The following is a 14806-nucleotide window of genomic DNA, read 5'->3' as shown; positions in this document are numbered from 1 at the left end:
AGGAGAGACATGAGCACCATCGAGGACAACAAGGCACTGGTCCGCCGCTACTACCACGAGCTGGTCAGCGAGCAGCGGATCGACCTGCTGGAGGAGCTGATCGCCGAGGACGCGGCCGACGAGACCGTGGTGGGCCCGGGTGGCGTGGGCACCCGGGAGGACTTCGTCGGCCACCTGCGGGTGCTCTGGGCGAACGTGCCGGACGTCCGCGCCACCGTCGAGGACCTGGTGGCCGAGGGCGACCGGGTGATCGCCTTCTGGCGGATCGAGGGCACCCACGCGGGCCCGGTCTTCGGGGTGCCGGCCACCGGCAAGCCGTTCAGCGGCTTCAGCATCAGCACACTGACCATCCAGGACGGCAAGGTCGTGCGCTACAACGTGCTGCCGGACCGCCTGGGCATCATCACCCAGCTGGCCGGCTCCGGGGTGCACTGACCCTCCCGGCCCCGCCCGGCCGCCCCGCCGGAGCTACCGCCCCGCCCCCACGGTGACGCCCACCCCCACGGCACCCCCGCCCCACCGCACCACTGCCCGGCCGGCCCCTCCCGGCCGGGCAGTCCCGTCCCCCCACCTCCGCCTTGACCCGTCCCCCCACGCCCGTCCTGTCCCGTCCCGCTTCACCGAGGAGTCACCATGGCCGACGAACTGACGCTCACTCAGATCTCGGAGATCCGCCAGCTGTTCGCTCTGTTCTCGCACGTCTTCGACAACGGCGAGGTCGACGCGCTCGACCAGGTCTTCGCCGCGGACGGCGCGATCGAACTGGCCCGGACCGGTTCGGTCTTCCAAGGGCTGGACGCCATCCGGAAGTTCAACCTGAGCCTCGGCGAGCACTCGCCGGACCACCACACCGTGGACACCGTGCTGTCGGTCGACGAGGACGGCACCGTCCGGGCCCGCAGCCGCTACCTGGCGATCCTGCCCGACGGCAGTCTGCACAACGGCGACTACTTCGACGTGCTGGTGCACACCGAAGCGGGCTGGCGGATCGCCTACCGCAGGTCCGTCCCGCGCTACCCGCTCGCCGGCCTGCACTGACGGCCCGGCCCGGCCCGGGCCCGGCCCCCGGCCGGGAGGGGTCGGGGCAGGGAGGGGTCGGGCCCGGGGCCGTGACTAAGGGTCCGGTAGGGGCCCGCTAGGGGTGCTTCGGCGAGCGGTGGATCGCTAGTTTCTGATCATCCCCCCGACGCGGAAACCCTGAAACCATCGGAGTCACCGGCATGCCCAGATCTGTCCGCAGACCGTCCGCCCTGATCGCCGCCGCCGCGGCCGGGACCTTGCTGCTCGCCGGGTGCGGCTCCGGCGGCGGCTCGGCGGCCGCCGGCGGCGACGCGGCCAAGCCCGTCGAGGGTGGATCGCTCGCCTACGCGGTGGACACCGAGCCGGTGTCCTTCGACATCCACGCCAGCTCGCAGGACATCACCGGCGCCATCCAGCGCAACGTCTTCGACTCCCTCGTCCGGCAGGACGACAAGGGCGAGTTCCACGCCTGGCTGGCGAAGACCTGGGAGATCGCCGCCGATCTGAAGAGCTACACCTTCCACCTGCGCGACGACGTGAAGTTCACCGACGGCACGGTCTTCGACGCCGAGGCGGTCAAGGTCAACTTCGACCGGATCGTGGCCAAGGACACCAAGTCGCAGTACGCCTCCAGCCTGATCGGCCCCTACACCGGTACGGACGTCATCGACGCGCACACGGTGAAGGTGAACTTCTCCGAGCCGTTCGCGCCGTTCCTGCAGGCGGCCAGCACCCCCTACCTGGGCTTCTACTCGCCGGCCACGATCAAGGAGAACGGCGCCAAGCTGGGCTCCGGCGGCGCGGTGGACATCGGCACCGGTCCCTTCGTCTTCAGCGGCTACACCAAGGGCCAGAGCGCGGTCTTCACCAAGAACCCGGCCTACAACTGGGCCCCCGAGGGCTCCGCGCACCAGGGCGCGCCCTACCTCGACAAGCTCACCGTCCGTTTCCTCAGCGAGAGTTCGGTCCGGATCGGCGCACTGAACAGCGGCCAGGTGCAGGTCGCCGACGCCGTTCCGCCGGCCGACGTGAAGACCCTGAAGGCCGACTCCCGGGTCCAGCTGATCACCAAGGCCACGCCCGGCGCCAACTACGGCCTGGTGCTGAACACCACCCAGGCGCCGCTGAACGACCCGCTGGTCCGCAAGGCCGTCCAGCGCGGCATCGACGTGGACACCGACGTCAAGAGCGTCTACTTCGGCGTGTACGAGCGCGCCTGGAGCCCGATCTCGCCCACCACGCCGTACTACGACGCCTCGCTGGAGAAGAGCTGGCCTTACGACCAGGCCCAGTCCAACTCCCTGCTGGACCAGGCCGGCTGGACGACCCGGGACGCGGACGGCTACCGCACCAAGGACGGCAAGCGGCTCACGATCGAGTGGCCGCTGATGCCCGCCGAGTACGTCCGCGACCAGCGCGACACCCTGGGCACCGCGATCCAGGCCGACCTGAAGAAGATCGGCGTCGAGATCACCCGCCCTCGGCTGGACATCGGCACCTACATCAAGAAGGTCTACGCCGGGGAGGAGGGCATCGCCGACTACAGCTGGGCCCGGTTCGAGCCGGACGTGCTGCGGCTCTACTTCAACAGCGCCAGCGACCCCCGCAAGGGCGGCCAGAACGCCACCTTCTACAAGGACGCCGACCTCGACACCTGGACGGACGCCGGCAAGGCGACCCTGGACAAGGCCGTCCGGCAGGACGTCTACAGCAAGACCCAGAAGAAGGCCGTCGACCTGGCCCTGTTCGTGCCGCTCTACGTCCGCACCGCGGTGGCGGGCGCCGGCAGCGACGTGCACGGGCTGCGCTCCGACCCGAACACCTGGCTGAACTTCTACGACACCTGGCTCGGGAAGTGACATGACCCCCGCACCCTTGTTCCGCGCCGTCGCGAAGCGGCTGGCCGGCGCCGTCGCGGTACTCCTCGGCGCCGCCACGGTCGCCTTCACGGCCCTCCAGCTGATCCCCGGCGACCCGGTGACGGTGATGCTGGGACCCGGCACGGCGGCCACCCCGGAGATCAAGGCGCAGATCAGGGAGCAGTACGGACTCGACCAGCCGGTCGCCCTGCAGTACCTGCACTATCTGGGCAACCTGCTGCGGGGCGATCTCGGCGAGTCCTACCAGCTGCAGCGGCCGGTGGCCGGTCTGATCGGTGACCAGCTCCGGCCAACCGTCCAACTCGCCCTGGCCGCCCTGGTGCTGGCCGTCGTCCTCGCGGTGACCGCCGCGGTGGCGACGGCCGGCCGCCGGCCTGCGCTGCGGGCGGTCGCCTCCCTGCTGGAGCTGCTGACCGTCTCCAGCCCGCCGTACTGGATCGGCATCCTGCTGCTCACCGCCTTCTCCTTCCAGCTGCGGATCTTCCCCGTCGCCGGCGACCAGGACTTCTCCGCCCTGGTGCTGCCCGCCGTCACCCTGGCGCTGCCGCTGACCGGCGTGCTCGCCCAGGTGCTGCGGGAGGGGCTGGAGGCCGCGCTCGGCCAGCCGTTCGCGGTCACCGCCAGGTCCCGGGGGCTGAGCGTCACCGCGGTACGGCTGAAGCACGCGCTGCGGCACGCGGCCGTCCCGCTGGTCACCCTGGTCGGCTGGCTGACCGGCTCGCTGCTGGGCGGGGCGGTGCTGGTGGAGACCGTCTTCGCCCGCCCGGGGATCGGCGCGCTCACCCTGCAGGGCACCACCAACAAGGACATGCCCCTGGTGATCGGAGTGGTCCTGCTGTCCGCCTTCGTCTTCGTGCTGCTGTCGACCCTGGTGGACCTGCTGTACACCGTCATCGACCCGCGCCTGAGGACCGGCTGATCCCATGACTGCTCCCGACACCGCCCCGGCGCCGGCCGCCGCCCGGCCGCTGCCCGCGGTCCGCCCCCGGCGCCGGCTGCCGCGTCCGGCCGGCGGCCCCACCCTGGTGCTGGCCTCGGCCCTGCTCGCGCTGATCGTGCTCGCCGCCCTGGCGCCGGGCCTGTTCACCGACACCTCGCCCATCGAGACCGACCCGGTGCACGCGCTCACCGCCCCCGGTTCCGAGCACTGGTTCGGCACCGACCAGCTCGGCCGCGACCTGTTCTCCCGGGTGCTCCACGGCGCCCGGCCCTCGCTGCTGCTGGGCCTCGGCGCCACCCTGCTCGCGGTGGCCGGCGGCGCCCTGCTCGGCATCGCCGCCGCGCTCGGCGGGAAGTACGCCGACCAGGCCCTGATGCGGCTCGCCGACGTACTGCTCTCGCTGCCGCCGATCCTGCTGGCCCTACTCGCGGTCATCGTGCTCGGCACCGGCTCGGGCAACGTGATGGCCGCCATCGCGATCGCCTTCATCCCCGGCTACGCCCGGATCGTGCGGGCCGAGACCCTGGTGGTGCGCCGCTCGGGCTACGTCGAGGCGGCGGTCGGACTCGGCCTGCCGCGACCGCTGCTGATCGTCCGGCACGTGCTGCCGAACGCGCTCGGCCCGATGCTGGTGCTCGCCACCGTCGGCTTCGGCTCCTCGCTGATCGCCGCCTCCGGCCTCAGCTTCCTCGGCCTCGGCCCCGAGCCGCCGTCCCCGGAGTGGGGCGCGATGCTCTCGCAAGGGCGCGGGTTCCTGGCGACGGCCTGGTGGATCGGGGTCTTCCCGGGCGCCGCGATCACCCTCACGGCCCTCGTCGTCAACGCGGTCGGCCGCCGGGCGCAGGCCCGCTTCACCAGGAGGACCACCCGATGAGTCTGCTGCGCGTGGCCGGCCTGGACGTGTCCTTCGGGGACGTCCGCGCCGTCCGGGACGTCTCCTTCACCCTGGACCGCGGCGAATGCCTGGCGATCGTCGGCGAGTCCGGCTCCGGCAAGAGCGTCACCGCCCGCACCCTGGTCGGCCTGGCCGGCGACCGCGCCACCCTCGCCGCCGGCACGCTGGACTTCGACGGCCTGGACCTCGCGGCGCTCACCGAGTCGCAGTGGCGGGCGGTGCGCGGCCGCCGGATCGGCCTCGTCCTGCAGGACGCCCTGGTCTCGCTCGACCCGCTGCGCACGGTCGGCGCCGAGGTCGCCGAACCGCTGCGCACCCACGGCCTGGTGCCCCGCGCGCAGACCCACGACCGGGTGCTCTCGCTGCTGGCGGACGTGGGGATCCCGGAGCCCGCGCGGCGCGCCGCCCAGTACCCGCACCAGCTCTCCGGCGGGCTGCGCCAGCGCGCCCTGATCGCCTCGGCCCTCGCCGGCGGCCCCGAACTGCTGATCGCGGACGAGCCCACCACCGCCCTGGACGTCACCGTCCAGGCCCAGGTGCTCGACCTGCTCGGCGGGCTCAAGGAGCAGGGCACCGCGCTGCTGCTGATCAGTCACGACCTGTCGGTGGTGGCCAGGCTCGCCGACCGGGTCGCCGTGATGTACGGCGGGCGGATCGTCGAGACCGGCCGCACCGCGGACGTGCTGGCCGGCCCCCGCCACCCCTACACCCGCGCCCTGCTGGACGCGGTGCCGGCCACCCATGCCAAGGGGACCCGGCTCGCGGCCCCGCCGGCCGACCGGCCCGCCGCCGGCCCGGCGGGCTGCGCGTACGCGGCCCGCTGCGCCGCCGCCGACGACCGCTGCCGGGCGGCCCTGCCGGCGCCGGACGAGCAGGGCACGCTCTGCTGGCACCCGGGGGCGGGCGACGCGCTGCCGGCCGCCGCGGTCCGGCTGCGCACCCGCGGCGGGGAACCGGCGGTGAAGGCGCCGCCGCTGATCGAGGCGGACCGGATCTCCAAGCGGTTCCGGGCCCCCGACGGCAGCGGCTACGACGCCGTCAAGGACGTCTCGTTGACCCTGCGGGCCGGCGAGACCCTGGGCGTGGTGGGGGAGTCCGGCTCGGGCAAGACCACCGCGGCCCGGATCGTCCTCGGGCTGCTGGAGCCGGACGCCGGCACCGTCCGCTTCGCGGGTGAGCCGTGGAGCGGAGTGCCCGAACGGCGGCGCCGGGCCGCCCGGTTGCGGATCCAGGCGGTCCAGCAGGACCCGCTGGGCTCCTTCGACCCGCGGTTCGACGTGGAGCGGGTGGTGGGCGAGGCCGTCGCCCGGGCCGGGGTGCCGCGCGGCCGGGCGCGCCGGGCCAGGGTGACCGAACTGCTGGACCGGGTGGGCCTGCCGGCCGCGCTGCTGGACCGCCGGCCCACCGAGCTCTCCGGCGGCCAGCGGCAGCGGGTGGCGATCGCCCGCGCGCTCGCGCCGGACCCGGACGTCGTGGTCTGCGACGAGCCCGTCTCCGCGCTCGACGTCTCCGTCCAGGCGCAGATCCTGGATCTGCTGGCGGATCTGCAACATGACCTGAATCTGGCCCTGTTGTTCATCTCCCACGACCTCGGAGTGGTGCACCATGTCAGCGACCGCGTGGTCGTCATGAAGGGCGGCCGCGTGGTGGAGACCGGCGAGGTGACCGAGGTCTTCGCGAACCCGGCCGAGGACTACACCCGCGAACTGCTCGCGGCCGTCCCCGGCGGCAACCTGCTGAGGAGCTGACAGTGACGACGACGCCCGGCAACGACAACGACCTCCTGGCGCGGACCTCGACCGGCGGGCGCCTGCTGGCCGTCAGCGACCTGCACGTCTCGTACCAGGAGAACCGTGCGATCGTCGAGGACATCCACCCCACCGGCCCGGACGACTGGCTGCTGGTGGCCGGCGACATCGGCGAGCGCACCGCGGACATCGAGTGGGTGCTCGGCCTGCTGGCCGGCCGCTTCGCCCGGGTGGTCTGGGTGCCGGGCAACCACGAACTCTGGACGCACGAGAGCGATCCGGTCGGGCTGCGCGGCGAGCAGCGCTACCAGCACCTGGTGGCGCTCTGCCGCCGGCTCGGCGTGCTCACCCCGGAGGACCCGTACGAGGTGTTCACCGGTCAGGGCGGGCCGGTCCGGGTGGCGCCGCTGTTCCTGCTGTACGACTACACCTTCCGTCCGCCGGGCACCCGGAACAAGGAGGAGGGGCTGGCCTACGCCCACCGCACCGGGATCGTCTGCAACGACGAGTACCTGCTGCACCCGGACCCGTACCCGAGCCGGGAGGCCTGGTGCCGGGCCCGGGTGGAGTGGACGGAGCACCGGCTGGCGGACTGCCCGCCCGAGGTGCCGCTGGTGCTGGTGAACCACTACCCGCTGGTCCGGGACCCGATGAACATCCTGCGCTACCCGGAGTTCGCCCAGTGGTGCGGCACCGAGGCCACCGCCGACTGGCACCGGCGCTTCCCGGTCGCCGCGATGGTCTACGGCCACCTGCACATCCCCCGGACCACCTGGTACGACGGGGTGCGCTTCGAGGAGGTCTCGCTCGGCTACCCGCGGGAGTGGCGGGCCCGGCCCTCGCAGCGGCCGCTGCTGCGCGAGATCCTGCCGGCGGTGGCCCCCGCATGATCGAGGACCTGCTGCGGAGCCCGGTGGTGACGGCCGAGCTGTTCGGTGACTCGGTGGCCGTCCTCTACCCGGAGGAGGCGGCGGCGATCGAGCATGCCGTCGACAAGCGCCGCCGCGAGTTCACGTCCGTCCGGGTGTGCGCCCGCCGGGCGCTGGCCCGGCTGGGCCGCCCGCCGGTGCCGCTGGTGCCGGGCGCGGACGGTGCCCCGGGCTGGCCGCCTGGCATCGTCGGCAGCATGACCCACTGTGACGGCTACCGGGCCTGCGCGGTGGCCAAGGCGGAGGCGGTCGCCTCGCTCGGGATAGACGCCGAGCCGCATCTGCCGCTGCCGTCCGGGGTGGAGGAGGCGGTCACCCTGCCGGCGGAGCGCGCGCATCTGGCGCGGCTGGCCGCCCGATTCCCGCGGACGGCGTGGGACCGGCTGCTGTTCTCGGCCAAGGAGTCGGTCTACAAGACCTGGTACCCGCTGACCGGCCGGCCGCTGGGCTTCGAGGAGGCCAGGGTGGAGTTCGAGCCGGACGGTACCTTCACGGCGCGGCTCCTGGTCCCCGCCCCGGTCGACGCGTTCGCCGGTCGCTGGCTGGCCGGTGAGACCCATCTGCTGACGGCCGTCGTCCACCCGCGGCCGGCCACCGCCTGACCCGCCGCGGGCGGACGGGTGCCGTGGCGCGGGGTTCAGGCGGTGCCCGGCGGCAGCACGCCGAGCGTGATCCGGGACGGCCGCTGCGGCGAGTGGTGCACCTCCTGCTCGGCGGCCAGCAGCCGGACGGCGGTGGCGGTCGGCTCCCCGCTGCCCGGGTTCCGGGCGTACCTGGGGTGGGCGCCGCTGGAGACCTGCAGCCGGATCCGGTGGCCGGCCCGGAACCGGCAGGCGGTCGGCGCGAGGTCCAGGGCCAGCGTGAGCACCTCGTCCCGCTCGTCGGGGCCGGCGGCGGGGGAGCCGGGTCGGACCCGCAGCAGCCCGTCGGTGATGTCCACCGAGCGGCCGTCCGGGTGGACGTCGCAGAGCCGGGCGAAGAAGTCGGTGTGCGCCCGGTCGGACCGTACGAACAGCTCGGCCGTGACCTCGCCGACGACGTCCAGATCGGCCTCCAACAGGCTTGTGGTGAAGGTGAGTACGTCCGCGCGGGCCTCCAGGGCGCGGTTGTCCCGGGGGCCCGCGCCGGTGCCCGTCCAGGCGCCGCCGACGGCGGGGGTGGGGTCGGCCGGGTCGTAGCGGTAGCGGTCCGGCGCGCTCGGCGGCGGCGGTTCGGGGTCGAGCCGGCCGCCCGGGTGCAGGTACCAGGTCCGCGGGGCCGCCTGCGGCGGGGGCCAGGCGTCGAAGCCGCGCCACTGCTCGGCGCCGAGCAGGTACAGGCGCACCGGGTCCGGCTTCGGGGCGCCGGGGTCGTCGTGGGCGGCCGGGCGGGTGTGTGCGGCCGGGCCGTCCGGGAAGATCCCGGCGAGCCAGTCCAGCGAGTCGGTCATGAAGGTCGGCCACCAGCGGCCGAGCGCCGCGTGCGTCCAGGGCCCGACGGTCAGCCGGGGCGTGGCGCCGGCGGCCCGGAGCAGGGCGTACTGGCGCAGGGTCTGCGGCAGGAAGGCGTCGTACCAGTTGCCCTGGAGCAGCACCGGGACGCCCGCGCTCCGGACGAGTGCGTCGGTCCGGTCGGAGCCCGCCCAGTAGGGGTCGTCCTCGCCCTCGTGCGCCAGCCAGGCGTCGAGGTGCGGGTACGCGCGGCCGAGGGCCCGGGCGGCGGCCGCGCCGAGCGGCAGCTCCCGGTAGGCGGTCCGCTGCAGGTTCCGCTTCTCGCGCAGCTGGGTCAGGGTGTCGCGGACCGGGCCGCGCTTGGGGTGGCTGATCATCGAGGCCCAGCCGGCCATCGTGTCCAGCGCGAACGCGCCGCCGGGCCAGGCCACCTGGGAGTACTCGTGCGGCCCCATCTGGACCACCGCGCCGCGCATCCCGGCCGGCGGGTCCGCCAGCAGCGCCCACTGCACGTACCCCAGGTAGCTCGCCCCGATGGTGGCGAACTCGCCCGGGTACCAGTCCTGCCGGCCCATCCACTCGACGGTGTCCTGCCCGTCGGCGGCCTCCTGGACCCACGGGTCGAGCACCCCGCCCGAGCCGAAGGTGCCCCGGCAGCGCTGCACCAGCACCTGGTAGCCGCGCTCGGCGTACAGCCGCCCGTACAGCAGGCCGATCGGCAGGTCCCAGCCGTAGAGGTTGCGCACCAGAAGGACGGGCGGGCGGCCGTCGCCGGCCGGTGCGTAGTGGTCGGCGAGCAACTCGACGCCGTCCCGCATCGGCACCCGCAGGTCCCGGGTGACCCGGACGCCGTGGCCGGTGGCGGGCGGCAGCCGCAGCAGCCGGGCCGCCGCCCGCGCGGCCAGTGCGCCGCCTCGCTCAGCCCGCATGCAACAGCCCCAGGGCGAAGAGCAGTTGCAGGTTCTCGGCGGCGCTCCACCACTCGACGACCTGGCCCTGCTCGATCCGCAGGATGTCGATGCCCCGGTTGGCGACCGGGGTGCCCGGCGCCGCGGTGGCCTCCGGCAGGCCGCCGCGGTAGGTGCCGGCGAAGCGCCAGCCGCCGGTGAGGTACGCGCCTTCGGCGACCGGTCCCACCTCGGTGGTGTAGGTCAGTTCGGCGATGCCCTGGACGCCGCCGATCAGCGCCAGGGCGCCGTCCCGGTCGCCGATCAGGCCGGGGTCGATGCTGTCGGACAGCTTGGGGGAGTGGACGGTGAGCCGCTCGGCGAGCAGCTCCTTGCCGAGCGCGAGGTCGCCGTTCCACAGGGCGATCCACTGCTCCCAGATGCGGTGGGCCTCGGCGCGGGTGGGGTCGGTGGTCATGCTCTCTCCTTCTGCTGCTCAGCGGGACCCGGCCGGGGCCGGACTGCGTTCGGTGGTGCGGGAGTCCGGGCGGGGCGCCGGGGCGGCCCCGGTGGCGAGGTGCCGGGTGCGGTCGCGCAGCAGCTGGCGCAGGTAGCGGTAGACGTCCAGTTCGACGGTGAGCCGGGGGGTCGCCGAGTACCGCCGCCGGACCTTGCGCTCGTCGGCCGCGATCTCGGCCTCCATCGCCTCCCGGCCGGGCAGCCGGGTGCGCCCCTCGATCAGGTCGGCGGTCCATTCGGCCTGCGCCTCGGCGACCGGGGTGATCGCGCTCAGCGTCTTGGCGAAGCCGAGGAAGAACAGTCCGTCGTGGCCGGGCATGACGACCCGGCGGAAGAGCCGCATCGGGCCGGTCATCACCGGGGTGAGGGCGGCGGGCAGGAAGGGGAAGCTGAACTTGAAGCCGGTGCACCAGACGATCGCGTCGAACTCCTCGACGGAGCCGTCGGTGAACCGCACCCGCTTGCCGCCGTCGAACCGCTCGATGCCGGGCCGGACGGCGATCTTCCCGGCCTTGACCGCCGGCAGGTACCCCTCGCAGGTGGCGGGGTGGGTGCGCAGGGCGAGGTGGCCCGGGGCGGCCAGGCCGTACTTGCTGATCCGGCCCTGCATCAGCCAGAGCATGGCGGTGAGCGAGAGGCTCTGGACGGCGGGCGGCACGTACTTGGCGAACGGCAGGTTGACCTCGTCGGCCGGCTTGCCGAAGAAGTACTTGGGGGTGATCCAGAAGCCGCGGCGGGCGCTGGAGACCACCCGGCCGGCCACGGTGGAGAGTTCGGTGGCGATGTCGCAGGCGGTGTTGCCGAAGCCGACCACCAGCACCCGCCGGTCGCGCAGCGGCCCGGCGCTCTTGTAGTCCTTGCTGTGCAGCTGGCTGCCGGTGTACTCGCCCTGGTAGGCGGGCTCGGGCCACTTCGGGTCCCAGTGGAAGCCGTTGGCGACCAGCACGTGGGAGTACCGGTGGGTCTGCCCGTCGTCCAGCGTGACCAGGTAGCCGTCACCGTCCTTGGCCACGGCGGTCACCGAGGTCCGGAAGCGGATGTGCGGGCGCAGGCCGAAGTGCTCGGTGTAGCGCTCCAGGTAGTCGAGCATCTGCGGATGCCCGGGGAACAGCGGATAGTCCTTGGGCATCGGGAACTTGGGGAACCCGCTCATGTCCCGGGAGCTGTTCAGCTCGATGGAGTCGTAGACGGCCGAGGTGCCGCTGTCGTTGCGGAACCGCCACTGGCCCCCGACGTCGGAGCCCTTCTCGTACACGTCGAACGGGATGCCCCGCTCGCTCAGCACCTGCGCGGCGGCGAGTCCGCAGACCCCGGCCCCGACGACGCACACCCGTACGGACATCCGATCCCGCCGCTCTCTCGTGAACTCCCTTGGTATGGAGGAGTGTTCGTGGACCGGCTAAAGACCTCCTTGTGTTGGGCGCCGGTCGGGCGGGCGGCCGGCCGGTCGGTCGGTCGACCGGTGGGGGATCGGCCGGCGGGGGAGCGACCGGTCCGTCCCCGGGCCGAAAACCGCGGGCCGTCCGGCCGCCGGCTCGGTACCGTGCCGGGTATGAGCCTCGAAGACCTGCCCGTGGTGGAGTTCGCCTTCCCCGGTCCGCTGCGCGACCAGCTGGTCGCTGCCATTCTGTCCGGCGCCAAGACCTCCACCTCCGGCCTGGTGCTGGGGTACGAACGGGAGAACGAGCCGCTGCCCGAGCCGGGCCGGCGCGCGGCGGTGATCGACTCCGAGGGCCGGCGGGTCGCCGCGATCGAGGTGACCGAGGTACGGGTGGTCCGCCTCGCCGACGTCGATCTGCAGCACGCCCTGGACGAGGGGGAGGGCTACCGCTCGGTGGCCGAGTGGCGCGTCGGGCACGAGGACTTCTGGCACAGCGCCGAGATGCGGGAGGAGATGGGCCCCGACTTCACGGTGGCCGACGACACCCTGGTGGTGGCCGAGCGCTTCCGGCTGGTGGAGGTCGACCAGGCCGCGGCTCCGTCGCCCTGAGGCGAACGGGGACGCCGTCCGGCTGCCGGCACTCGCCGTGCCGGCAGCCGGCGGGCCGATCCACCCGGCGGATCCGTCGACCGGCCGGCCCCGTGCCGGCCGATCATGTGCCCGTCCCGTCCCGGCCGATCATGTGCCCGTCCCGTCCGGTCGGGTGCCCGTCCGGGCCCGGGGCGGGTGGACGCGGTCCGCTCGCTTGGCCGATCATGGCGTGATGTCGCTCCGCACGTACGAGGTCGATCTGTTCGAGAGCTCCAGGGGCCGCCTGGAGGCGATCGCCTACCGGTTGCTGGGATCGGCCGGTGATGCCGAGGACGCGGTGCAGGAGGCGTTTCTGCGGTGGCACGCGGCCGACCGGGACCTGATCGGGACTCCCGAGGCGTGGCTGACCAAGGTGCTCACCAACCTCTGCCTCAATCAGCTCACCTCGGCGCGGGCCAGGCGGGAGACCTATGTCGGGCAGTGGCTCCCGGAGCCGGTCCTGGCCGGGGACCGGATGCTCGGCCCGGCCGACACGGCCGAGCAGCGTGAGTCGGTCTCCATCGCGATGCTCACCCTGATGGAGCGGCTGTCGCCCAACGAGCGCGCGGTGTACGTGCTGCGCGAGGCGTTCGGGTACGCGCACCGTGAGATCGCGGAGATCCTCGACCTCACCGAGGCCAACTGCCAGCAGATCCACCGGCGGGCCAAGCAGCACCTCTCGACCGACCGGGCCCGCACCGAGGTCGACGCGGCCGCCGCGCGGAAGGTCGTCGAGGAGTTCCTGGCGGCGGCCCTCAGCGGCGACACCGAGCCGTTGATCCGGCTGCTCACCGATGACGCGGTCAGCGTGGCCGACGGCGGTGCCAAGGTCCGGGCCCGCCGGACGCCGGTCATCGGTGCGCTCGGCATCGCGCGGTACCTGCGCGGTCTGTTCCGGCCGGGTGAGGCCAAGCGGGCCCAGGTCGGCGGCGAGGGCCGGGTCGCCTTCCACGCCGTCGTGGCCAACGGCGGCCCGGCCGCGCTGATCGCGGTCGGCGAGCGGGTGCTCGGTGTCATCTGCCTCGCGCCCACCCCCGAGGGCGTCGGCGCGATCCACATCCAGGTCAACCCCGACAAGCTGGAGCGCGTCACGCGCCGGTGGGCGGCCGCCGGCCCGCATCGGCCCCTCGTGGAGATCTGGTGACCCACGTCACAGTCGTTTCCTGTCAGGGATCGCGCGGCTGTCCGGTTCAGGAGGTGAGTCCAGCCGAACCGAACAGGAGCGAGCCATGAAGCACCGCATCGTCGTCCTCGGAGCCGGGTACGCCGGAGCCACCGTCGCCGGTCGCCTCGCCAGGCGGCTGCACCGCGACGACGTCGAGATCACCCTGGTCAACGGCGACCCCGACTTCGTCGAGCGGGTGCGTCTGCACCAGCTCGCGGCCGGGCAGGACCTGCCGCGGCGCCCGCTGCGCGACCTCTACGCGGGCACCGGGGTGCGGGTCCGGCAGGCATGGGTCACCGCGGTCGACGCCGACCGCAGGACCGTCGCCCTCACCGCCGAGGACGGCGCCGAGACCCTCGGCTACGACACCCTCGTGTACGCCCTCGGGAGCACCGTCGCCGACCACGGCGTCCCCGGTGTCGCCGAGCACGCCCACACCGTCGCCGGGAAGCAGGACGCGCTGCGGCTGCGGGCGCGGCTGGGCGAGTTGGAGCCGGGCGGGACGGTCCTGGTCGCGGGCGGCGGCCTGACCGGTATCGAGGCGGCCACCGAGATCGCCGAGGCCCGCCCGGACCTCGAGGTCGCCATCGCGGCCCGTGGCGGCGTCGGCGACTGGCTCAGCGACAAGGCCCGGCGCCACCTGGCTGTCGTCCTCGACCGGCTCGGCGTCACGGTCCACGAGCGGGCCGACATCACGCGGGTCGAGGCGGACAGCGTGGTCACCCGCGCGGCCGGGGAGATCCCGGCCCAGGTCACCGTCTGGACCGCGGGTTTCACCGTGCACCCGATCGCGGCCACCACCACCCTGGAGGTGTCCGGCACCGGTCAGATCGTCGTCGACGGCACCATGCGCTCGGTCTCGCACCCCGACGTGTACGCCGTCGGCGACGCCGCGCTCGCCGAGGGAGCGGGTGGTCAGTCTCTGCGGATGGCCTGCGCCACGGCGACCCCGATGGCGTGGCAGGCCGCCGACGCCCTCGCCGCGCGGCTGACCGGCCGGAAGGTTCCCGAGAGCACGATCGGCTACTCCGCCCAGTGCATCAGCCTCGGACGCCGCGCCGGAATCCTCCAGCGGGTGACCCACGACGACCAGGTCACGTCCACCGTCTTCACGGGTCGCAGCGGCGCCCGGATCAAGGAGTTCATCTGCTCGGGCGCGGCCTGGGGCGTCGCCCACCCCACCCTGCTGCTGCCGAGCCGCCGGCGCCGCCTCGCGGCGGCCGCCGAGGTGGAGCCCCGCCTCGTCACCCTGTGACATGGTCGCCGGGTCCGGATCCGGCGGGCATCCGGACCCGGCGGCGAGGGGGAGGCCGAAGCAGGCGGTGCGGATGGCCCCGGCGCCTCGCCCGCCCCGGCGCCTCGCCCGCCCCGGCGCCTCGCCC

Annotated in this window: 14 protein-coding genes; 11 read left to right on the top strand and 3 right to left on the bottom strand. The window is 73.8% G+C overall.

What is annotated here, in order from left to right; genetic code table 11:
- The first annotated feature begins 9 nt into the window (after positions 1-9).
- The 8 genes from OG689_RS11645 (at position 10) to OG689_RS11610 (ending at position 8014) form a co-directional block, all read left to right on the top strand.
- Positions 10-435 (top strand): ester cyclase, encoded by a 426-nt coding sequence (locus OG689_RS11645; protein WP_266319931.1) that lies wholly within the window; start codon positions 10-12, stop codon positions 433-435.
- Positions 436-633: 198 nt separating this feature from the next.
- A complete protein-coding gene (locus OG689_RS11640; protein WP_266319930.1) occupies positions 634-1038 on the top strand; it encodes a nuclear transport factor 2 family protein in 405 nt (134 codons plus the stop codon).
- A 182-nt stretch (positions 1039-1220) separates the two neighbouring features.
- Complete coding sequence (locus OG689_RS11635) at positions 1221-2879, top strand: ABC transporter substrate-binding protein (RefSeq protein WP_266319929.1); 1659 nt, start codon at positions 1221-1223, stop codon at positions 2877-2879.
- A 1-nt stretch (position 2880) separates the two neighbouring features.
- Positions 2881-3819, top strand: coding sequence for an ABC transporter permease (locus tag OG689_RS11630; RefSeq protein ID WP_266319927.1), 939 nt, complete (start codon positions 2881-2883; stop codon positions 3817-3819).
- A gap of 4 nt (positions 3820-3823) precedes the next feature.
- Positions 3824-4714 (top strand): ABC transporter permease, encoded by an 891-nt coding sequence (locus OG689_RS11625; protein WP_266319925.1) that lies wholly within the window; start codon positions 3824-3826, stop codon positions 4712-4714.
- Positions 4711-6483, top strand: a complete 1773-nt coding sequence (locus tag OG689_RS11620; RefSeq protein WP_266319924.1) for an ABC transporter ATP-binding protein — start codon at positions 4711-4713, stop codon at positions 6481-6483. Before OG689_RS11625 ends, OG689_RS11620 begins: the two co-directional genes overlap by 4 nt.
- Positions 6484-6485: 2 nt before the next feature.
- Positions 6486-7373, top strand: coding sequence for a metallophosphoesterase (locus tag OG689_RS11615; RefSeq protein ID WP_266319922.1), 888 nt, complete (start codon positions 6486-6488; stop codon positions 7371-7373).
- Positions 7370-8014: a 4'-phosphopantetheinyl transferase superfamily protein gene (locus OG689_RS11610; protein ID WP_266319920.1), complete on the top strand. Its 645-nt coding sequence runs from the start codon at positions 7370-7372 to the stop codon at positions 8012-8014. The genes OG689_RS11615 and OG689_RS11610 overlap by 4 nt, the downstream gene beginning before the upstream one ends.
- 35 nt (positions 8015-8049) lie before the next feature.
- Here OG689_RS11610 and OG689_RS11605 read toward each other — a convergent pair whose 3' ends face one another.
- From OG689_RS11605 to OG689_RS11595, 3 genes are read right to left on the bottom strand one after another with little or no spacing between them, the layout of a single operon-like run.
- Entirely contained in the window at positions 8050-9771 is a 1722-nt protein-coding gene (locus OG689_RS11605; RefSeq protein ID WP_266319919.1) for a CocE/NonD family hydrolase, read from the bottom strand.
- Positions 9761-10207, bottom strand: coding sequence for a nuclear transport factor 2 family protein (locus OG689_RS11600; RefSeq protein WP_266319917.1), 447 nt, complete (start codon positions 10205-10207; stop codon positions 9761-9763). The genes OG689_RS11605 and OG689_RS11600 overlap by 11 nt, the downstream gene beginning before the upstream one ends.
- A gap of 18 nt (positions 10208-10225) precedes the next feature.
- Positions 10226-11590, bottom strand: a complete 1365-nt coding sequence (locus OG689_RS11595) for an NAD(P)-binding domain-containing protein (protein WP_266319915.1) — start codon at positions 11588-11590, stop codon at positions 10226-10228.
- A 210-nt stretch (positions 11591-11800) separates the two neighbouring features.
- Here OG689_RS11595 and OG689_RS11590 point away from each other — a divergent pair, with 210 nt between their 5' ends.
- From OG689_RS11590 to OG689_RS11580, 3 genes are all read left to right on the top strand, one after another.
- Complete coding sequence (locus OG689_RS11590; protein WP_266319913.1) at positions 11801-12238, top strand: ASCH domain-containing protein; 438 nt, start codon at positions 11801-11803, stop codon at positions 12236-12238.
- 214 nt (positions 12239-12452) lie between these two features.
- Entirely contained in the window at positions 12453-13403 is a 951-nt protein-coding gene (gene sigJ, locus OG689_RS11585) for an RNA polymerase sigma factor SigJ (protein WP_266319911.1), read from the top strand.
- An 85-nt stretch (positions 13404-13488) separates the two neighbouring features.
- Complete coding sequence (locus OG689_RS11580; protein WP_266319909.1) at positions 13489-14679, top strand: FAD-dependent oxidoreductase; 1191 nt, start codon at positions 13489-13491, stop codon at positions 14677-14679.
- Positions 14680-14806: the final 127 nt, after the last annotated feature.

It is taken from the genome of Kitasatospora sp. NBC_00240, assembly GCF_026342405.1.
Classification (GTDB): domain Bacteria; phylum Actinomycetota; class Actinomycetes; order Streptomycetales; family Streptomycetaceae; genus Kitasatospora.
Note: the sequence above shows the minus strand (reverse complement) of the source record. Positions and strands in the feature narration are given on the sequence as shown.